This is a genomic window from Pseudomonas sp. CFBP13508, from assembly GCF_005233515.1.
GTDB lineage: Bacteria > Pseudomonadota > Gammaproteobacteria > Pseudomonadales > Pseudomonadaceae > Aquipseudomonas > Aquipseudomonas mercuritolerans.
In genome coordinates this window covers 21,770-39,475 of record NZ_QFZZ01000013.1, presented here as the reverse complement: position 1 = coordinate 39,475, position 17,706 = coordinate 21,770, and the positions used below count along the sequence as shown (strand labels likewise).

General features: G+C 59.9%; 22 protein-coding genes. 13 read left to right on the top strand and 9 right to left on the bottom strand.

The window, feature by feature from the left end; translation table 11 throughout:
- The first annotated feature begins 48 nt into the window (after nucleotides 1-48).
- Together PspCFBP13508_RS25910 and PspCFBP13508_RS25905 are read left to right on the top strand one after the other, a co-directional pair.
- Nucleotides 49-591: an exonuclease domain-containing protein gene (locus tag PspCFBP13508_RS25910; protein WP_137216158.1), complete on the top strand. Its 543-nt coding sequence runs from the start codon at nucleotides 49-51 to the stop codon at nucleotides 589-591.
- A 71-nt stretch (nucleotides 592-662) separates the two neighbouring features.
- On the top strand, nucleotides 663-947 hold the full coding sequence (locus PspCFBP13508_RS25905; RefSeq protein WP_039759849.1) for a pyrimidine/purine nucleoside phosphorylase: 285 nt from the start codon (nucleotides 663-665) through the stop codon (nucleotides 945-947).
- 72 nt (nucleotides 948-1,019) lie between these two features.
- On the opposite strand, the gene PspCFBP13508_RS25900 is transcribed toward PspCFBP13508_RS25905, so the two are convergent.
- Both PspCFBP13508_RS25900 and PspCFBP13508_RS25890 read right to left on the bottom strand, forming a co-directional pair.
- Complete coding sequence (locus PspCFBP13508_RS25900; protein WP_137216157.1) at nucleotides 1,020-1,826, bottom strand: MOSC domain-containing protein; 807 nt, start codon at nucleotides 1,824-1,826, stop codon at nucleotides 1,020-1,022.
- A gap of 192 nt (nucleotides 1,827-2,018) precedes the next feature.
- Nucleotides 2,019-2,954 carry a chemotaxis protein CheV gene (locus PspCFBP13508_RS25890; protein WP_130909850.1) on the bottom strand — a complete coding sequence of 312 codons (936 nt, stop codon included), beginning with the start codon at nucleotides 2,952-2,954 and terminating at the stop codon, nucleotides 2,019-2,021.
- A 454-nt stretch (nucleotides 2,955-3,408) separates the two neighbouring features.
- Here PspCFBP13508_RS25890 and PspCFBP13508_RS25885 point away from each other — a divergent pair, with 454 nt between their 5' ends.
- The 3 genes from PspCFBP13508_RS25885 (at nucleotide 3,409) to PspCFBP13508_RS25875 (ending at nucleotide 5,891) form a co-directional block, all read left to right on the top strand.
- Nucleotides 3,409-3,879, top strand: a complete 471-nt coding sequence (locus PspCFBP13508_RS25885) for a hypothetical protein (RefSeq protein ID WP_137216155.1) — start codon at nucleotides 3,409-3,411, stop codon at nucleotides 3,877-3,879.
- Between the two features lie 462 nt (nucleotides 3,880-4,341).
- Nucleotides 4,342-5,235 carry a sensor histidine kinase gene (locus PspCFBP13508_RS25880; protein ID WP_137216184.1) on the top strand — a complete coding sequence of 298 codons (894 nt, stop codon included), beginning with the start codon at nucleotides 4,342-4,344 and terminating at the stop codon, nucleotides 5,233-5,235.
- Nucleotides 5,232-5,891 (top strand): response regulator transcription factor, encoded by a 660-nt coding sequence (locus tag PspCFBP13508_RS25875; RefSeq protein WP_137216154.1) that lies wholly within the window; start codon nucleotides 5,232-5,234, stop codon nucleotides 5,889-5,891. Before PspCFBP13508_RS25880 ends, PspCFBP13508_RS25875 begins: the two co-directional genes overlap by 4 nt.
- Here the strand turns inward: PspCFBP13508_RS25875 and yegS are convergent.
- Nucleotides 5,875-6,792, bottom strand: coding sequence for a lipid kinase YegS (yegS, locus tag PspCFBP13508_RS25870; RefSeq protein ID WP_137216153.1), 918 nt, complete (start codon nucleotides 6,790-6,792; stop codon nucleotides 5,875-5,877). The genes PspCFBP13508_RS25875 and yegS overlap by 17 nt on opposite strands.
- Nucleotides 6,793-7,113: 321 nt before the next feature.
- Here yegS and PspCFBP13508_RS27475 point away from each other — a divergent pair, with 321 nt between their 5' ends.
- Nucleotides 7,114-7,422 (top strand): hypothetical protein, encoded by a 309-nt coding sequence (locus PspCFBP13508_RS27475; RefSeq protein WP_178083628.1) that lies wholly within the window; start codon nucleotides 7,114-7,116, stop codon nucleotides 7,420-7,422.
- Between the two features lie 59 nt (nucleotides 7,423-7,481).
- On the opposite strand, the gene glp is transcribed toward PspCFBP13508_RS27475, so the two are convergent.
- Both glp and moaB read right to left on the bottom strand, forming a co-directional pair.
- On the bottom strand, nucleotides 7,482-8,708 hold the full coding sequence (gene glp, locus PspCFBP13508_RS25860; RefSeq protein WP_137216152.1) for a gephyrin-like molybdotransferase Glp: 1,227 nt from the start codon (nucleotides 8,706-8,708) through the stop codon (nucleotides 7,482-7,484).
- Nucleotides 8,692-9,231 carry a molybdenum cofactor biosynthesis protein B gene (gene moaB / locus PspCFBP13508_RS25855; protein ID WP_137216151.1) on the bottom strand — a complete coding sequence of 180 codons (540 nt, stop codon included), beginning with the start codon at nucleotides 9,229-9,231 and terminating at the stop codon, nucleotides 8,692-8,694. The genes glp and moaB overlap by 17 nt, the downstream gene beginning before the upstream one ends.
- An 81-nt stretch (nucleotides 9,232-9,312) precedes the next feature.
- Between moaB and mobA the strand changes: the two genes are divergently transcribed.
- Nucleotides 9,313-9,915: a molybdenum cofactor guanylyltransferase MobA gene (mobA, locus tag PspCFBP13508_RS25850; RefSeq protein WP_137216150.1), complete on the top strand. Its 603-nt coding sequence runs from the start codon at nucleotides 9,313-9,315 to the stop codon at nucleotides 9,913-9,915.
- Nucleotides 9,916-9,993: 78 nt separating this feature from the next.
- Nucleotides 9,994-10,215 (top strand): YgdI/YgdR family lipoprotein, encoded by a 222-nt coding sequence (locus PspCFBP13508_RS25845; protein ID WP_016770600.1) that lies wholly within the window; start codon nucleotides 9,994-9,996, stop codon nucleotides 10,213-10,215.
- 82 nt (nucleotides 10,216-10,297) lie between these two features.
- On the opposite strand, the gene PspCFBP13508_RS25840 is transcribed toward PspCFBP13508_RS25845, so the two are convergent.
- The 3 genes from PspCFBP13508_RS25840 to PspCFBP13508_RS25830 all read right to left on the bottom strand — a co-directional run bounded on the left by PspCFBP13508_RS25840 (nucleotide 10,298) and on the right by PspCFBP13508_RS25830 (nucleotide 11,927).
- Nucleotides 10,298-11,188, bottom strand: a complete 891-nt coding sequence (locus PspCFBP13508_RS25840) for a pseudouridine synthase (protein ID WP_130909914.1) — start codon at nucleotides 11,186-11,188, stop codon at nucleotides 10,298-10,300.
- A gap of 70 nt (nucleotides 11,189-11,258) precedes the next feature.
- The gene (locus PspCFBP13508_RS25835; RefSeq protein WP_016770837.1) at nucleotides 11,259-11,576 is read right to left on the bottom strand and encodes a hypothetical protein; all 318 of its coding nucleotides are present in this window, start codon (nucleotides 11,574-11,576) and stop codon (nucleotides 11,259-11,261) included.
- Between the two features lie 114 nt (nucleotides 11,577-11,690).
- Nucleotides 11,691-11,927, bottom strand: a complete 237-nt coding sequence (locus tag PspCFBP13508_RS25830; RefSeq protein WP_137216149.1) for a glutaredoxin family protein — start codon at nucleotides 11,925-11,927, stop codon at nucleotides 11,691-11,693.
- Between the two features lie 198 nt (nucleotides 11,928-12,125).
- Between PspCFBP13508_RS25830 and PspCFBP13508_RS25825 the strand changes: the two genes are divergently transcribed.
- Nucleotides 12,126-13,838 (top strand): monovalent cation:proton antiporter-2 (CPA2) family protein, encoded by a 1,713-nt coding sequence (locus PspCFBP13508_RS25825; protein ID WP_137216148.1) that lies wholly within the window; start codon nucleotides 12,126-12,128, stop codon nucleotides 13,836-13,838.
- Here PspCFBP13508_RS25825 and PspCFBP13508_RS25820 read toward each other — a convergent pair.
- The gene (locus PspCFBP13508_RS25820; protein WP_137216147.1) at nucleotides 13,835-15,043 is read right to left on the bottom strand and encodes an ammonium transporter; all 1,209 of its coding nucleotides are present in this window, start codon (nucleotides 15,041-15,043) and stop codon (nucleotides 13,835-13,837) included. The genes PspCFBP13508_RS25825 and PspCFBP13508_RS25820 overlap by 4 nt on opposite strands.
- Nucleotides 15,044-15,345: 302 nt before the next feature.
- Here PspCFBP13508_RS25820 and PspCFBP13508_RS25815 point away from each other — a divergent pair, with 302 nt between their 5' ends.
- The 4 genes from PspCFBP13508_RS25815 to PspCFBP13508_RS25800 all read left to right on the top strand — a co-directional run bounded on the left by PspCFBP13508_RS25815 (nucleotide 15,346) and on the right by PspCFBP13508_RS25800 (nucleotide 17,668).
- Nucleotides 15,346-15,660: a YqjD family protein gene (locus PspCFBP13508_RS25815; protein ID WP_016770842.1), complete on the top strand. Its 315-nt coding sequence runs from the start codon at nucleotides 15,346-15,348 to the stop codon at nucleotides 15,658-15,660.
- 2 nt (nucleotides 15,661-15,662) lie between these two features.
- Nucleotides 15,663-16,049 carry a phage holin family protein gene (locus tag PspCFBP13508_RS25810; RefSeq protein ID WP_008079909.1) on the top strand — a complete coding sequence of 129 codons (387 nt, stop codon included), beginning with the start codon at nucleotides 15,663-15,665 and terminating at the stop codon, nucleotides 16,047-16,049.
- A complete protein-coding gene (locus PspCFBP13508_RS25805) occupies nucleotides 16,046-16,384 on the top strand; it encodes a hypothetical protein (RefSeq protein ID WP_041478436.1) in 339 nt (112 codons plus the stop codon). Before PspCFBP13508_RS25810 ends, PspCFBP13508_RS25805 begins: the two co-directional genes overlap by 4 nt.
- A gap of 120 nt (nucleotides 16,385-16,504) precedes the next feature.
- On the top strand, nucleotides 16,505-17,668 hold the full coding sequence (locus tag PspCFBP13508_RS25800) for an EAL domain-containing protein (RefSeq protein ID WP_137216146.1): 1,164 nt from the start codon (nucleotides 16,505-16,507) through the stop codon (nucleotides 17,666-17,668).
- Nucleotides 17,669-17,706: the final 38 nt, after the last annotated feature.

Here is a 17,706-nt window from a genome sequence, read left to right as displayed (position 1 = left end):
TTTGACTACGCTCTGATAAATCAGAACGCGGAAATCAGGAACCCTGCGATGCCCCATTGGCTGGTCATAGATCTGGAAGCCACCACAGACGAGGGTGGCTGGCCGGTCACGGAAATGGAAATTATCGAGATCGGTGCGACCCTGGTCGACCGCGCCGGGCGCGAGCAGGATCACTTCCAGCGCTTCGTCAAACCGACCCGCCGGCCATTGCTGACGCCGTTCTGTCGGGAGCTGACACACATCACCCAAGCCAACATCGATTCGGCGCAACCGCTGAGCGAAGTCTGGCCGGCCTTTGAGCGTTGGCTGGCGCAGCATCAGGCTCGCCTTGAAGGCTGGGCCAGTTGGGGCGGTTACGATCGCCAGCAATTGCTGCAGGAGTGGCAGCGTCTGCACATCGACAGCCGCCTGAGCAAAGTCCCGCACATGAACCTCAAACAGCGCTTCGCCAAGGCCCGGCGCCTGGAGCGACCACTGGGGCTCAACGCCGCGTTGCAGCTGGCAGGCATGCAGTTTTCCGGGCAACAACATCGAGCACTGGAAGATGCCCGCAATACTGCACGGTTGTTGCCATTGGTTCTGCCGCTATAGGCGCGTGACGGCGCGAAAAGCCTTGTGCATACTGGCCGCCCCCTTTTAAGCCCTTTTCGAGGAATCCGCCCATGTTTAAAGTCAACGAGTACTTCGACGGCACCGTCAAGTCGATCGCCTTTGGCACCGCTGAAGGTCCGGCGACCATTGGCGTCATGGCCCCGGGCGAATACGAATTCGGCACCAGCCAGCGCGAGATCATGCACGTGGTGTCCGGCGCGCTGAGCGTAAAACTGCCAGACAGCAGCGACTGGGAAACCTTCGCCGCTGGCAGCCAGTTCAACGTTCCGGCCAACAGCAAGTTCCAGCTGAAGGTCGCGGTCGATACCGCTTACCTGTGCGAATACCGCGGCTGATCCCGCCGGTTTCACTGCGCAAAAAAATGCCCGAGTCCAAAAGACCCGGGCATTTTTCGTTTCAGGGAAAAACTATTCGAGAATTTCCACCGGCATGCCGACTTCAAGGCGGCCGTTGCCGTCATTGACCAGATTCTGCCCGAACATCGCGCCATCCGCGGTGCTGCGGTGTTTCTGCAACGTCGCGAACGGTTCACGATCGGCGCTGCGCTCACCGGTTTGCGGGTCGACGGTGGTCATGATGCAACGCGCGCACGGCTTGACCACACGAAACTCGATATCGCCAATACGAATACGTTTCCAGTTGTCCTCAGCGTAAGGCGCGCTGCCTTCGATCACCAGATTCGGGCGGAAGCGCAGCATCTCCAGCTCTCGCCCTACCGTCTCCGAGAGCGCCAGCCGCGAGGCTTCGCCGATCAGCAGCAATGGATAACCATCGGCGAACGCCACTTGATCGTCATCCTTGCCGAAACCCGACTGCGTGGTGCGCGCCCGCTCGAGTGGCATTTGCACCAGACGTGTCGGCTTGCCGAGGAATTCACTGACAAAACGCGCGGCTTGATCACCGGCGTCCGGCACCCGCAGGGTGTCACGCCAGATCGTCACACCGCGCAGCTCGGCGTCGGCAGCAGGCAATGGGACTTCAATCGAACCCTGCTCGGGCGTGCTCAAGGTCAAGCCACCACTGGCATTCCACAGCGCCGACAACTGACTCATCTTCGCTTCGGCACGCTGGGTCAGAAAGCGCCCGCTGGCCTCGTCCACCAACATCCAGCGTCGGTCACCCGCCAGCCCGAGCTTGTCCAGCTCGATGCTTTGCAGGATTTCGCCCTTGCCGGATTTCAACGGGTAACGATAAAGCGCGCTCAGACGCAGCATGACCAGCTTCCTTGGAGGAAAAACGCCACCCTATACGAGCTTCAATACCGAATCAAAGCCGTCTGGGGTTTAAACACAATCCCCGTGGGAGCGAGCCTGCTCGCGAACAGGCCGGCACATTCGCCATCAATGTGTCCGACCCTGCGCTTTCGCGAGCAGGCTCGCTCCCACAGGAAGCAAGATGTGCGTGTTTCAGGCCGGCACAACGTCGAGCATCAGACGCTGGCGCACCACGTCGACCAGTTTGTCCGGCTGGAATTTGGAGAGGAAGTTGTCGCAGCCGACCTTCTTCACCATCGAGTCGTTGAAACTGCCGGACAGCGAGGTGTGCAGCACGACGTACAGGCCACGCAGACGAGGGTCGTTGCGGATCTCCGTGGTCAGGCGATAGCCGTCCATTTCCGGCATTTCCGCATCGGTGAAGATCATCAGCAGTTTGTCGGTCATGTGCACGCCGGTATCGGCCCAGGCCTTGAGCATGTTCAAGGCTTTCAGACCGTCGCTGGCAATGTGCATTTTCACCCCGAGCTGGCCGAGGGTATCGCGCAATTGCGAAAGCGCTACGTTGGAGTCGTCCACCAGCAAGACTTCGCGGCCACGGGCGCGCTCCAGTACCGGGTCGTCGAGTTTTTCGCGCGAGACCTTGGCGTTGTACGGGACGATCTCGGCGAGGACTTTTTCGACGTCGATGATCTCTACCAGTTGCTCGTCGACCTTGCTGATTGCGGTCAGATAATGCTGGCGGCCGGCACTGGTCGGCGGCGGCAGAATGGCTTCCCAGTTCATGTTGACGATGCGGTCGACACCGCCGACGAGGAAGGCCTGCACCGAACGGTTGTATTCGGTGACGATGATCGTGCTGTTCGGGCCCGGCACCAGCGGGCGCATGCCGATTGCCTGGGACAGGTCGATCACCGGCAATGTCTGGCCGCGCAGGTTGACCACGCCGCAGACGAAAGGATGACGCTGCGGCATCAGGGTCAGCTTTGGCAGTTGCAGAACTTCCTGAACCTTGAACACGTTGATCGCGAACAATTGACGTCCGGCCAGGCGAAACATGAGGATTTCCAGGCGATTCTCACCCACCAGTTGCGTGCGTTGGTCTACCGTGTCGAGAATGCCGGCCATCAATGACTCCTGGGCTTGTTCTGATGAATTCACTATGGGGGTTTATCGGCTGCATTCAGCTAATCTTGATTGCTGTAAAGCGCGCCGCTAAAAATGCCATAAACGGCCATTGATGTCACACTGACATCATGCTTTACTGGCAATCGTGATTTCATCTGCTAGATTCATTGCGGCGCGACCTCGGTTTGCACGTTAGGTTCCCGCGCCTAAGGGATTCCCCTAGGATCAATCAGGCCCAACCTGATATTCGCCATTTCCAATAGCCATTACTGTGACGCCATTCTCATTGCATGAACGGAGTCAGGCTATTGTGTGCGATCGCAATTCAGTGGCAACCCACCCTCTGGAACCCCTCGGTCCGTGCACCTGCACCGCCGGGCGCGATCTGCCGACGATTCACGATCGTCGCCACACACGGCCATCCGTCAACCAACACGACGTGGTGGAGATGAACATGCCAATCGACCGTAAAGACTGGGCGCAACGCTTCCCCGAATTTCTGGTCGAGGCCGAAATGCTTCTCGCCAAGTCCGAAGAATGCCTGAGCCATCTGCAACTGATCAGCAATGACAAGGATGCCATCGACTGCATGCTCGGCACTCTGCTGAAATTGGCTGGCCGTGCCGAAGCGTTGGCGCTGGAAGCGATCTCCGAATTCTCCCTGCACATCTATAGCCTGCTGAATCTGACTCAGGACCGGGTAGATCTGCACGAACAGGCCCTTTATGCGCTACGTGACTGCTTCACCCTGATGGCTTGGCAGCTTGAGCTGGTCGACCATAAGACCGGGCAGCTAAGCCTGGATGAACGCGAGCAGGCTGATCTGCTCGAAGCCTTTGCGGCACAAATGGGCCAGACCTCGTTTGAGCCGAAGATGATGAGCAAACTTTTGCTCTCTGCGTCCGTTACCGCTCGCCAGGCTTGAGCCTGTCTGCAGCAATATTGTCGTAAATGAATAGTTCGTACCTGTCAGCGACAGTCCGGGCCAAATAATCAACCCGACCAACGGCTGATTTCCAGGCGCCGCCCTCAGGGTTTTCCTGTGTGCCGCAAGCGATACTTCCAAACGTATGGAAGTCATTCAAAAAACAAGAATTCAGACTTTTCCAATATGGAACTTGCGTCCACGTTCCGGTATTTCCTGACTGAATGGACATATATAGCAACCGCGACCAACGGTATGTTAAGTGGTATTATGCCGCCGATTAATTGCTTGCCACTTAATGGCACACTGACTCCAGCGTTTCATTAGCGATGTTATTGCCAGTCAATGATTGCTTAACGAATACGGTTTGAATCCATAACATAATTGACAGTATTTCCAGACAGAGATCCGCCATCCACCGGCCGGTCTGCCCGCAGCGAACATCCATTGGCTCCATCCGTTATGTACGCCAGTCTCAAGTCACTCATCACATGGCCACCCTCGCGGGAAAACGCCCGGCGCTTCACACTGGTTCTGTGTGTTCTGGCGACCCTGGGCAGTCTGCTGGCGTATGTTGTTTCCGCGCGCATTCCCTTGGGGTTGCTGGCACTCGACATCGCCGCCACCGCGTGCGTCTGGGTGCAATATCGCTTGTCGCGCAAATCGATCAAGTTTCAGCCACAAGAGCTGGCTGATCGACTGTTGCAAGTCCAGGAGAACGAGCGCCATCGCCTCAGCCGTGAACTGCACGACGATATCGGCCAGTTGCTTACCGCCGCCAAACTGCAAAGTGACTGGCTCAAGCGCCGCCTGCCGGCAGAACTCCAGGAGCAATGCGCGGTGCTCTGCGACACCCTGGATGAAACCCTGACCAAGGTGCGTGATGTCTCGGCGATTCTCAATCCACGGCAATTGACCAGCCTGGGACTCGAAGCCAGCCTGCGTGCGCACTTGCTCAAGACGTTGGCCAACACGCCGGTCAACTGGAGTCTCGATTGCCAGCAGCGGCTCAACGGAATCCCCGAGGAAATGGCCGTCGCCGCGTTTCGCATCGCCCAGGAAGCCGTGACCAACATCCTGCGCCACGCACAGGCGAAAAACCTGTTGATTCGGGTACAGCGTCTGCCGCAAGGTCTGACTTTGTTGATCAGCGATGACGGTCTCGGTTTCGCGCCTGCTAGCGATCCGGCCAGAGAAGGCCAACGCGGCATGGCCGGGATGGCCGAGCGCGTCGAACAGTTGGGCGGTACATTGAGCGTTACCAGCGAGCCGGGCAAAGGCACAAGAATCGAAGCACTTTTCCCCTGGGCGCCGCGAGCGCTCGAAAGGGCCAGTACGAATAAGGTTATGCGTTGACTTGTAACTTACTTCTGGTGGATGACCACTCGCTGATCAGAGCCGGCGTGCGCGCTCTGGTACTGGATATTCCCGGTTACGCGGTAATCGGCGAAGCCAGTGATGGTTCGCAATTGCTCGAAATGGTCGAGCACCTGAGCCCGGACATCGTATTGCTGGACATCTCGATGAGGGAAACCGGTGGCCTGGAAGCGCTGCAACGCCTCAAGCGCGTGCGCCCGCAGAGCAAAGTGCTGATCCTGTCGATGCACACCGATCCGGCGCTGATCATGCAGGCGCTGGAGTCCGGCGCCCACGGCTATCTGCTCAAGGACACCACGGCCACCGAGCTCGAGCACGCGCTGGAAGCACTGCGCAACAACGAACGCTACCTCAGCCCGGCCATCGCTCATACGGTGATCAATCAGGCACTGACCCGAAACCAGAAAAGCCAGCCCGACATCGCCGATTCACACAATCTGACCGCGCGCCAGCTGGAAATCCTGCGGCTGATCGTGCGCGGCAAATCGACCCGGGAAATCGCCAACGGTCTGGGCTTGAGCGTCAAGACCGTCGAAACCCACCGTGCGCAGATCATGAAGCGCCTGCAAATCTACGACGTGGCGGGTCTGGTGCTGTTCGCCGTGCGTGAGCAGATCATCAGCCTGGATGACTGATCGACGGTTGTTGGCCCAGTAATGGCGAGTCCTTTGGCAAGTGGACCTGCAACGCCGCAGGTTTCGCAACAAATCGCAGACTGTCGCCCTCCAGCGGCTCGCCGTCGAGATTGATGCTGAGCCCTTCGGCGACCTTGATCTCGACCCACGGCAATCGCGCCCGCACGAACATATTGTCGAGGCCGAAGCCCTCGCTCAGCAGATTCTTCAGCGTGCCGACCAGCTCCTGCGGTGCCGGGAGGATGCTGATATCCAGCAAACCATCGTCGACTCGCGCCTCGGGGCAAAGCACATGGCCGCCACCCGCCTGCCGCCCATTACCGATGCCCAGCGCCAGCAGCTCGCCCTGCCAATGAAAGTCCGGCCCCTGCAACTCGCCGTAAGCGGCATGCAGCTCGCTGAACCGGGTCAGGCCGGTGAACAGATACGCAGCGCCGCCCAAGACCTTTTTCAGGTCTTCTGAAGTATTGGCGGTAACCTGACTGCCGAATCCGCCGGTCGCCATGTTCAGGAAAATCTGCCCGCCCACCTCGCCCAAATCGATATCCGAGGGGTGAACATCCAGTAGCTCAAGGGCTTCGGCAGGCTCCAGGGAAATACCGGCGGCGCGGGAAAAATCGTTGGCGGTCCCCAGCGGGAGCAAAACGAGGCTGGCTTTCTTCGGGTGTTGAGCCAGCGCTTCGGCGATATCGCGCAAGGTGCCATCGCCGCCGCCAGCGATGATTTTCGTGTAGCCCGCTGCCAGCGCTTCTTCTACCAGACGCTGGGCGTCGCCGGCCTCCCAGGTCACTCGCACGGCCAGCTCCCAGCCTTGCTCGCGCTTGGCTTCGACGGCAGCGCGGACATCCTCGTTGAGTGCCTGTTTGCCATGCAAGATCAGCAGTGCCCGGCGTTCACTCATAACGTCACTCCAAGAATTGAATCGATTGAAACATCTTGACCACTGTGCGCCTTAAAAAAGCCACGGAGCTGGCAATTAATTGCTCATCCAGCAGCTGGCGTCCTACACGGCGGTATTTTTTCTTACGAAACAAGAGGAATCGGCTCAATTGACCCCGCCCACCCCATGGGTCACCGTGTGCTGGCAGCATCAACCTTTAACCTTCAACCCAATAACACAAGGATGTGCCGGTAATGTACGGATACCCCCCGATTTATTTTCATGAATCGCGCAACGGAAAAACCAGCAGGCGTGCAATCGTTACGATCAGCGAGTACTTCCATGCACAACCATGAAACCAAGGCACCGGTGAGCCCGGTCGCCGCTCTCGCCGAAAGCCGTGCCAGCAAGAAACCAGACTTCTGTAACAGCACCAAGCCCACTGGAGAGTTTGATATGGAACCCCGTGTCAGCGAGCTGGAAACCCACTTCAAATACATGCGCCGCGACATGGACGAAGTGCTCAATGACGTCCGCACGATCAAACACCGTCTGGCGTATTCGGCGGGTGCGACCGCTGTCATCCTGGGACTGCTGGGATGGGTGGCCAACAGCCGATTCGACCAGTTGGTGACCCTGATCAGCAACTGACCGAATCACTTGTCGCACGCGCCGCGCACATCAGCCGACGCGTGCTTGGGCAAGAACGGTCAGCCCAGCAGGTCACTGAGCGGAATGAAGCTCACTTCATCACCCTCGTGCAGCGTGCGGCCCTCTCGGACTTCCACCAACCCGTCGGCCCACGCCGCGCTGCGCAGCACACCCGAGCTCTGGTTGCGATAAATGATTGCTCGCCCCTGCTCCAGACGCCCGCGCAGGTATTCGCGACGATTGCCGGCCACCGGCCAGACAAAGCCTGCGGGCACTGCAAACTTCAGCGGCTCGACGTCCTGCGCCCCGAGGCGTCGCAATAGATAAGGGCGTGTCAGCAAGGCAAACGTCACCAGCGTCGAGGCGGGATTGCCGGGCAGGCCAATCACCGGCACGTTGCGGAAATGGCCGAAAGTCAACGGTTTGCCAGGCTTGATGGCCAGCTTCCACAAGGCCAACTCGCCTTCTTCACGCAGGGCAATGCCGAGGAAATCCGCCTCACCGACCGAGACACCGCCGGTAGACAGAATCAGATCGACATTTTGTAGCTCCCCCAACCGCGCCCGCGTGGTGGCCAGATCGTCCGGGAGAATTCCGCCATCAATCACTTCACAACCCAGACGCTGCAGCCAGCTGCACAAAAGCACGCGGTTGCTGTTATAGATCTGGCCCGGACCCAATGCCTGACCGGGTTCAACCAGTTCGTCTCCAGTGGACAGAACCGCCACCCGCGGCTTGCGCACGACGTTGACGCCGGCACAGCCAAGCGAAGCAGCCAAGCCCTGCTCAATCGGTCCGAGCCGGGTGCCAGCTTGCAGCACCAATTCACCGACCGTGGTTTCCTGGCCCTGCGGACGAATGTTCTGCCCGGCTTTCAAAGGCTCGAGGAAGCGCACTCGGCCGTCGGCCTGGACTTCAGCGTTTTCCTGCATCTCGACACAGTCGGCGCCCGGCGGCAGCGGTGCCCCGGTAAAGATGCGTGCGCAGCTACCAGGCTCCAACGGTTGCGGAGACTGCCCGGCAAAAACTTTTTGGCTGACTGGCAGCGGCTCGCCCTGCCAATCCGCCAGGTTCAACGCGTAGCCGTCCATGGCGCTGTTCGGCCAAGGCGGCAGATCCAGCGTCGAAATCAGATCTTCCGCCAGCACCCGCCCTTCGAGTTGAGACAGCGGTAAATATTCGCGCTCGACAATGCGCGACGCATCGGCCATTGCCAGCAAACGCTCGAGCGCCGTTTCGACGGGCAGCAAACTGCCAGTCTTGCCCGGCTTACCCACGGGTTTCACAAGGCGCCGCCTGCTTCAGGTGGGTGACGAAATTGCACGGACGATGACGGGCATCCAGTTGTTCAGCGAGGATGCCATCCCAGCCGGTGCGAACCGCATTGGTCGAACCCGGCAGGCAGCACACCAGCGTGCCGTTGGCCAGACCCGCCAAGGCCCGGGACTGCACGGTCGAAGTGCCGATATCGGCCAAGGAGATCTGGCGGAACAGTTCGCCAAATCCGTCGACCTGTTTGTCGAGCAGGCATGCCACCGCTTCCGGCGTGCTGTCACGCCCGGTGAAGCCGGTGCCGCCGGTGATCAACACAACCTGAACCACATCGTCGGCAATCCAGTTGGCGACTTGCGCGCGAATTTTGTAGAGATCATCTTTAAGCAAAACCCGCTCGGCCAGCGCGTGGCCGGCCGCGATCAAGCGATCAACGAAGACCTGGCCGGAGGTATCGGTTTCCAGGGTTCGGGTGTCGCTGACAGTCAGCACCGCAATATTGAGCGGCACGAAAGGTACATCAGCCTTGGCTTTCATAGGCTCTTCCAGTTGTAGGGGAAACAGCCCGGTGTTATATCACAGCGGCTCATTTTTCCGCCGCCCCTCTGGAGAGTCATCATGCCGTCGAACAGTCAATTGCCGCCCTGCTCCGTCCTGCTTCTGGCGGGTGGACGCGGCCAGCGCATGGGCGGTCAGGACAAGGGGCTTATCGAGTGGCTGGGCGAGCCTTTGATCGCGCATTTGCAGCGCAAGGTGCGTTCGTTGACCGACGATCTGATCATCTCGTGCAACCGCAATCGCGAGCGTTATGCCGGATTTGCCGATCAGTTGGTGATGGATGATGAAGGCGATTTCCCCGGGCCGTTGGCCGGGATTCGGGCAGGGCTGAAGGCTGCACGGCATTCGCATTTGCTGGTGTTGCCCTGCGATGTGCCGCGAATCGACGAGGCGCTGCTGAAGGAGATGCTGGTGACTGCCGATCAGCAACGTGAAAAACCTTTAATGCTGCGCCATGGCGAACATTGGGAACCGCTGCTGTGCGTGATTCCGGTGGCGCTGTTGCCAGCGTTCGAAGCGGCATGGAATGCTGGCGAACGTAGCCCGGGGCGGGTAATGCGCAGCCTCGGCGCCGTCGCGTTGCAGTGCCCCGAAAACGATCCGCGGCTGGCCAACCTCAACACCCCGCAATTGTTACATCTGCACAACACTGTGTCAGACTGACACCATGCAAGGAACTCTCACGCCTTGTTTACGTCTCAAGCTCAGTAACCAGAAGATTTCCCATTCGGAGACACACTCATGACCCAACGGACCCTCGCCACTTTCATGCTCGCACTGGGCCTGGCAACCCTCGCCGGTTGCTCCTCGCCGACAGTGATTACCTTGAATGACGGTCGCGAAATCCAGGCCGTCGACACCCCGAAATACGATGATGATTCGGGCTTCTACGAGTTCCAGCAGCTGGACGGCAAAGAGACCCGCATCAACAAGGATCAGGTTCGTACCGTTAAAGAGCTGTAAGGCTCCGCGTCGTTACCGGATACAGAAAAGCCCGCATTGTCATGCGGGCTTTTTCATGGGCGCTCGGAAAGCAGCTTCAGCATTACCACTGCAAGGTGATTCGACTCTCGAACTCCCGTAATTCCCCGGTCACCGGGTCAATGAAGCGCAGGCCTTGCGCAAGCAGCTTCAACGGGTTGGCGTAATCGTCCTCGACATCTTTCAACACAGTCGGATAAAACGGATCGTTGCAAATACTCGCTCCCAGCGACGTCATGTGCACCCGCAACTGATGCTTTTTGCCGGTCACGGGATACAGGCCATAGCGCCACAGATCACCATTTTTCTCACGCACCTCGACCGCCGTTTCGGTATTGCTGGTGCCAGGCCCTTCTTGCATGCGGAAAAACGGCTCGCCATCCACCAGGCGGCTCTTGTGCACCAGAGGGAAATTCAGCTCGGGCAACGCCGGGGCAATCGCTTCGTAGCGCTTGTCGATCTGCCGGGTCGGAAACAATGACTGATAGGCCGAGCGGGTCTGCGGATTGGCCGAGAAGATCACCAGCCCTGCGGTGTGCCGGTCAATACGGTGCAGCGGCACCAGATGCGGATTGTCCAGCCGACGGATCAGCCGGCGCAGCAGGGTTTGTTCGACATATTCTCCGGCCGGGGTGACTGGCAGAAAGTGAGGTTTGTCGGCCACCACCAGATGCTCATCGGCATAGAGAATCGACTCGAGAACCGGGATCGGCTTTTCGTCCGGCACCTCACGAAAGTAATGAATGCGCAGCCCTTCCTTGTACGGCAAGTCCAGCGCAATTGGCTGGCCCTGCGCATCCAGCACCCGTCCCCGAGCAATGCGGTCGAGCCATTGTTCGCGGCCGATGGCACTGAAGTGCTCGCAGAGGCAATCGAATACCGTCAGCCAGTGCCCGGGCGGCAAGTACAAGGTGCTGGCCTGATTGTGCGCAGCGGAAAATACGGGGCTGGACATACGAAACGGAAATCCTCAATGCGGGCCGGCATTATCCAACACCGAGGCAAAGCCACCTAGCGCAGTTTGATCAGGCCGGAATCGACTTGAGCGCCGCCGCTTCGGTGAACTCCTTCAGCCAGCGCAACACATCGACCGCTTCCCAGCGTCCCGGATCGTACAAGGCGTACAACAGCCCCTGATAACCGACCACATCCAGTTGCTTGTGATAACCGGCGCGCTGAAACAACGCTTCGATTTCGGCAAAGCAGGTATTGAAATGCAGCTTGTTGAACGGCGTCTTGCCTTCCGTGACCAGCCCGTCCAGGCGCAATTCGAGGACGGCCTCGCGCACCACGTCGACCGACATCCGGTTAACGCTGCTCTTCAACTGTTCGACATTGACCACGGTTCATCCCTCTGACTCGATTGCTGTATGGACATACAGTAACCGAAGAAGCCGGCGAGTGCCAACGCAAGGATGGGTTGCTGCGACCAGCGGAATGAAGGAGATCAATCTGCGTCAGCGTAAAAACGCCACGACCTGGTCTGCGCTGAAAGGCCAATCCAGCTCGGCGCCAGTGTCGATCCGCCGCAGCACCGGGATACGCAAGCTGTATTTTTCGAACCACGATTCGTCTTCGGCGATGTCCACCAGTTCAACCAGCAGACCATGCTCGACGAAGGGCATCAGCTCGGCTTCGGCGACTTCACACAGATGACACCCAAGGGTGCCGAACAGCTGACATTCTGGAGGCATGACGGCGTTACCGGAAAACAGGTGAGGCCATTCTAGGACGCCGCCGAACCCTCGTCGACCCAGCGCCGCCCAAAGGCCGCGACGCTCCCGGCGCAAAATCCTGACGCAAATCATTCAGCGCAAAGTGCAATTGCGTCATCCTCGCGGACTTTTTGCCTCTACGCTTCAGAGGCCAACGCCCTGACAGCGGAGTGTCCCGTGTTTGCAAACCTGTTGATCATCCTCGCCTCATCCCTGGTGGTGATTGCCCTGTTCCGGCGCCTGCGACTGCCGCCGGTGCTGGGCTACCTGTGCGTGGGATTGCTGGTCGGGCCGAACGCGTTCGACTGGGTCAACGAGAGCGAACACTTGCCGGATGTCGCCGAGTTGGGCGTGGTGTTCCTGCTGTTCTCGCTCGGTCTGGAGTTCTCCCTGTCGAAGATGATTGCGCTGCGTCAGGTGGTGTTTCGCCTTGGCAGTCAGCAAGTGCTGATCAGCACAGCGTTGCTCGGCACACTGTTGATGTTGCTGGGCATGCCACTGATGCCAGCGCTGTTGCTCGGAGCCGGTTTATCGCTGTCATCCACGGCGATCGTGACCAAGGAGCTGGGCAGCCTCGGTGAAGTGTTCAGCAGCCACGGCCAGAACGCGGTCGGCGTGCTGCTGTTTCAGGATGTGGTCGCGGTATTGCTGCTGACACTGGTTCCGGTGTTCGCCGGCACCAGCGAGCAGGCCTGGTATTGGGCCTTGCCGCTGACCCTGGGCAAAACCGTGGTGCTGTTTTTCGGCCTGCTGCTGGCCAGTCGCTGGTTGCTGCCACGGCTGTTTCATGAAGTGGCGGCCTCACGCTCGGCAGAGCTTTTCGTCCTGCTGGCACTGGTGATCGTGCTGCTCACCGCTTGGCTGACGCATTTGCTGGGGCTGTCGCCTGCACTCGGCGCTTTCCTCGCCGGCATGTTGCTCGGGGAAAGCCATTATCGGCACCAGATCGAAGCTGACATCCGACCTTTTCGCGACATTCTGCTCGGCGTGTTCTTCGTCAGCATCGGCATGCTGATCGACCTGCAATTGTTCGTCAGTCACAGCCTGTTGATCATCGGTCTGACGCTGGGCCTGATGCTGATAAAGGGCATCGTGGTCGCGCTGCTGGTGAAGTGGCACGGCAGTGACAGCGAAACCGCATGGCGCAGCGGCCTGGCCCTGGCCCAGGGCGGGGAGTTCTGTTTTGCCTTGATGGCGCAGATGCAGCAGAACAGCCTGTTGCCGGCCGAGCCGGGTGCGCTGCTGCTCGCGGCGACGTTCTGTTCGATGCTGCTCACGCCACTGCTTTTGCGTGCGGCGCCGCGCATCGCCGCCGTGCTGCACCGCAAGCCCAATCAGGACGCGCAGATCGAACAGATCAGCGCGCTCAACGCCGACCTCGACCAGCACGTGGTGATCTGCGGCTACGGGCGCGTCGGTCAGTCCATCGGCCGCTTCATGGGCAACGCCGGGCAAGCCTATGTTGCGCTGGACAACGATCCGGTGCGGGTGCAGGAAGCCGCATCTGCGGAAAGCGACGTGCATTATGGCGACTCGGCGCGCGGCGACTTGCTCACGGCAGTGGGGCTGTTGCGCGCCAGGCTGCTAGTGATCGCCGTGGATCAGAGCGACGTGGCGTTGCGTATTCTTCGTGAAGCCCGCCGGCTTAACCAGCAGGTGCCGATTCTGGTGCGCACCCGTGACGATACCCAGTCGGCCGAGCTCAGGGCCGCCGGCGCCACCGAGGTGGTGCCGGAGCTTTTGGAGTCGAGCCTGATGCTCGCTTCACATGCGCTGATCATGCTCGGCCTGCCCGCGCACAAAGTGCAGGAGAAGGTCGATCAAGTGCGCATCGATCGCTATCGCCTGCTCCACGGTTTCTATCCCGGAGCCAATGATGAGGAAATCTAGTCCTGACTCACCGCGCCGATCTTGTGCAGCGACAGGTCGGCGCCGTAATACTCTTGTTCCTGACTCAGGCGCAGCCCATGCAATGCCTTGATCGCGCCGTAAACCACGAAGCCGCCAACCAGCGCCACCACAACGCCGAGCCCGGTGCCGATCAACTGGCTGATCAGGCTGACGCCGCCCAGGCCACCCAGCGCAGACTGACCGAAGATGCCGCAGGCAATCCCGCCCCACACGCCACACAAACCATGCAGCGGCCATACGCCCAGCACATCGTCGATGCGCCATTTGACTTGCGCAGCGGTAAAGCACCAGACAAACAAGGCTCCGGCGATCGCCCCCGTCACCAGCGCACCCACCGGATGCATCAGGTCGGATCCGGCGCAAATCGCCACCAGACCGGCCAACGGGCCGTTGTGCAGAAAGCCCGGGTCATTGCGCCCGACGATCAACGCGGCGACGGTGCCACCGACCATGGCCATCAGCGAGTTGAGCGCGACCAGGCCACTGACACCTTGCAGGGTCTGCGCGCTCATCACGTTGAAGCCGAACCAGCCGACAATCAGGATCCACGAGCCCAGCGCCAGAAACGGAATGCTCGACGGCGCGAACGCGACCAGGCGCCCATCGCGGTAGCGACCATTGCGCGGGCCGAGCAGCAGAACAGCGGCCAACGCCAGCCAACCGCCCACGGCATGCACCACCACCGAGCCGGCGAAATCATGAAATGCCGCGTCAAACTGCGCCGCCAGCCAGCCTTGCAAGCCGAAGTTGCCATTCCAGATCAGGCCCTCGAAGAACGGATAGATAAACGCCACGATCAGCGCCGTCGCGCACAACTGCGGAACAAACCGCGCGCGCTCGGCAATGCCGCCGGAAATGATCGCCGGGATCGCGGCAGCGAAGGTCAGCAGGAAGAAAAACTTCACCAGGCCATAGCCGTGGTCTGCCGTGAGCACCGCCGCCGGTTGCATGAAGGTGACGCCATAGGAGATCCAATAGCCTATAAAGAAATAGGCCAGGGTCGACACGGCAAAGTCGCTGAGGATTTTCGCCAGTGCGTTGACCTGGTTCTTCTGCCGGACCGTGCCGACCTCCAGAAAGGCGAAACCGGCGTGCATCGCCAGTACCATCACCGCACCGATCAGAATGAACAATGTATTGGAGCTGTGAACCAGCGTGTCCACAGCGCTTTGCAGATTTTCCATGAGGAGGCAGACCCAAGGCTAAAAGGCACCAAAGCGGTTCATGCGGGCATTTCATGCACCAAATCAAGACTCACCATTCATGCAACCGCAGGGTCGATGAGCTGATTTGGCGCACAGATCGATGTCCGATCACGAACCGCGAGCAAATGAATTAGAGTTTTTTCTGCGCGGACGCCCGGCAACAGCGCACGCGCACCGAGCGACGCACCACGACACAGCAAAAGTTGTACCAGGCATTTGCACTGAACCTTCACGCAAGGCTCATACTCGAACGCTTCAAAGCCACCTACGGAGATCCACCAATGGCCAGCATCAAGGCAAAGACTGCTCAAGAAATCCTGATGAACGACTTCCAGACTCTGGTCGCCGACACCGAACGCCTGCTCGAGCACACCAAGACCCTCGCTGGCGATCAGGCCGATGAGCTGCGTGCCCAGATTCACGACAGCCTGCTGCGTGCCCGGGAAACCCTGAAAGTGACTGAAGACACCCTGCGCGAACGCGGTCAGGCGGCGGTCACCGCTACTGAAGACTATGTATCGGCCAACCCATGGCAATCGGTGGGCATCGCTGCCGGCGTCGGCTTTCTGATCGGCCTGCTGGCAACTCGGCGCTGATCATGTCGATCGGTGAATCCGGCCCGACTGCGGGCACCGCCTCCTCCACGCGTCGCCTCGGCGCTGCCGTTCTGGGCCTGCTGCACAGTCATGTCGAGTTGTTCGGCATCGAATTGCAGGAGCAGAAATCACGCACCGTCAGCCTGCTGCTGTTCGCCGGCCTGGCGCTGGTGTTTGCCCTGCTGTTGCTGGTGGGTCTGTCGACGCTGGTGATGATCATCTTCTGGGACACCTACCGCCTGGCGGCGATCATCGGCCTGTGCGTGTTTTACACGCTGGCGTCGATCTTCTGCGGCCTGCGCCTCAAAGCGGCGATTTTCGATGAGTCCTCGCCTTTCCACGGCACGCTCGAAGAGCTGGCCAACGACCGGGAGCGCCTGCTGCCATGAGCCTGCCTGAACTTCCGCACAACAGCTCACGTCGGGAAATGCGCAAGGCACTGATCCGCCTGCGCATGGAAATGCACCGACAGGAAATCCGCCACGAAACCGCGCAAGTGCTGCAGCCGTTGCAGCGCATGCGTGGCATGAAGCAGAACGTGCAGGACGGTTTCGGCATCAAGCATGCGCCGTTGTGGGGCGTGGCGGCGGTGACGTTGCTGGGCTTCCTCACCGGCAAAGGCTCGAAACGCAGCGGCGGGGGCGGTTTGACCCGACTGCTGCGTCTGGGCACGACGCTTGGGCCGCTGATCAGACTGGTCATGCACAGCTCGGGCAAACGCTGACGCGCCCCTCTGGCTACATTCTTGCAATAGCGCCGGGATGAATCTCCCTATCGGGGAATTCAGTCCCGCGTGCCTATCCGGCAGACGCGGCCAAACCAAAAACAAGATTAAGGACTTGCCGTGATCGACGGGCAACCGCTCGCCTGTTTTCAGCCTTTCATCGATACCGCCACCGGCCGCATCGCAGGCGTCGAAGCATTGGGTCGCCTGCGTCAGAGCGATGGTCAACTGACCTCGGTCGGACCATTGTTCGCCGATCCGCGCACTCCGGCCACTGCCTTGCGCCGTCTCGATCGGCAGATCCGTGACCACGCCCTCAGCCGCCTGCATGAAGCACCGGCGGAGTGGTTTCTCAGCCTGAACATGTCGCCACGCTGGATCAGCCGGCTACGCGCCGATCAAGCGCTGCCAAGTCTCAAGCAATTGGCGCGACACCAGGTTGATCCGCAGCGCATCGTTTTCGAGATCACCGAACTGGGTGGTAACAGCGAACGCCTGGCCCACGTGGTCGGGCGCTACCGTGACGCAGGGGCAAGAATCGCCATTGATGATTTCGGCGCCGGCTATTCGCAGCTGGATCGGGTGCTGGCCCTGCAACCGGACATTCTCAAGCTCGACATGCGCCTGTTTCAGGCTGCGGCTCTCGGCGGACCGAGCAGTGACGTGGTCAAAGCACTTGCGCAGATGGCCGAAAAAACCGGCTGCTGGATCATCGCTGAAGGCGTCGAAACCGAAGCGCAGCTGAATTTCGCCCTGGAATGCGGCTCGCGCTACGTGCAGGGATTTCTCTTCGCCCGGGCGCAGGAAGAATTCTTCGCTACAGACGCATTCGTCGCGCATTTCGCCCAACTCAGGCAACGCTACGTGAAGCAGAAACTCAGCGAGCGCGGGCGGTTAATGCAAATGCGTCAGCAGCTCAGCGAGCTGATGGCGATTCTGCAGCAATGGGCGCAGGCCCGCGCCCCGCTCAGTGCCTTGCCGCAATTGCAGGCGTTTCCCTGGCTGCTGCGCTTTTACCAGTGCGACCGCCACGGCACGCAACTGACTCCCAACCTCGAATGGCGTCATGACGGCTGGTTCGCCGATGATCGCTATCTGGGGCACAACTGGTCGTGGCGACCATACTTCTATCATCTGCTGGCCGAAGGCTGGGAAGAACGCCGCCTGACCCTGTCGAGCACGTATCGCGATGCCACCAGCAACCAGTATTGCCTGACTGCCGGACAGTTTTTCGATAACGGTGAACGGTTGTTGTTGATCGATATCGATGCCGCAGGCCTATAGTTCCGCTTGCAGGCGCAGGGCCGAACCGGGAAGCTAGT

Coding starts and splice junctions, on each gene's coding strand:
- PspCFBP13508_RS25910 (WP_137216158.1), top strand. CDS start 49: ATGCCCCATTGGCTGGTCATAGATCTGGAAGCCACCACAGACGAGGGT.
- PspCFBP13508_RS25905 (WP_039759849.1), top strand. CDS start 663: ATGTTTAAAGTCAACGAGTACTTCGACGGCACCGTCAAGTCGATCGCC.
- PspCFBP13508_RS25900 (WP_137216157.1), bottom strand. CDS start 1,826: ATGCTGCGTCTGAGCGCGCTTTATCGTTACCCGTTGAAATCCGGCAAG.
- PspCFBP13508_RS25890 (WP_130909850.1), bottom strand. CDS start 2,954: ATGGCCGGCATTCTCGACACGGTAGACCAACGCACGCAACTGGTGGGT.
- PspCFBP13508_RS25885 (WP_137216155.1), top strand. CDS start 3,409: ATGCCAATCGACCGTAAAGACTGGGCGCAACGCTTCCCCGAATTTCTG.
- PspCFBP13508_RS25880 (WP_137216184.1), top strand. CDS start 4,342: ATGTACGCCAGTCTCAAGTCACTCATCACATGGCCACCCTCGCGGGAA.
- yegS (WP_137216153.1), bottom strand. CDS start 6,792: ATGAGTGAACGCCGGGCACTGCTGATCTTGCATGGCAAACAGGCACTC.
- PspCFBP13508_RS27475 (WP_178083628.1), top strand. CDS start 7,114: ATGCACAACCATGAAACCAAGGCACCGGTGAGCCCGGTCGCCGCTCTC.
- moaB (WP_137216151.1), bottom strand. CDS start 9,231: ATGAAAGCCAAGGCTGATGTACCTTTCGTGCCGCTCAATATTGCGGTG.
- mobA (WP_137216150.1), top strand. CDS start 9,313: ATGCCGTCGAACAGTCAATTGCCGCCCTGCTCCGTCCTGCTTCTGGCG.
- PspCFBP13508_RS25845 (WP_016770600.1), top strand. CDS start 9,994: ATGACCCAACGGACCCTCGCCACTTTCATGCTCGCACTGGGCCTGGCA.
- PspCFBP13508_RS25840 (WP_130909914.1), bottom strand. CDS start 11,188: ATGTCCAGCCCCGTATTTTCCGCTGCGCACAATCAGGCCAGCACCTTG.
- PspCFBP13508_RS25830 (WP_137216149.1), bottom strand. CDS start 11,927: ATGCCTCCAGAATGTCAGCTGTTCGGCACCCTTGGGTGTCATCTGTGT.
- PspCFBP13508_RS25820 (WP_137216147.1), bottom strand. CDS start 15,043: ATGGAAAATCTGCAAAGCGCTGTGGACACGCTGGTTCACAGCTCCAAT.
- PspCFBP13508_RS25815 (WP_016770842.1), top strand. CDS start 15,346: ATGGCCAGCATCAAGGCAAAGACTGCTCAAGAAATCCTGATGAACGAC.
- PspCFBP13508_RS25810 (WP_008079909.1), top strand. CDS start 15,663: ATGTCGATCGGTGAATCCGGCCCGACTGCGGGCACCGCCTCCTCCACG.
- PspCFBP13508_RS25805 (WP_041478436.1), top strand. CDS start 16,046: ATGAGCCTGCCTGAACTTCCGCACAACAGCTCACGTCGGGAAATGCGC.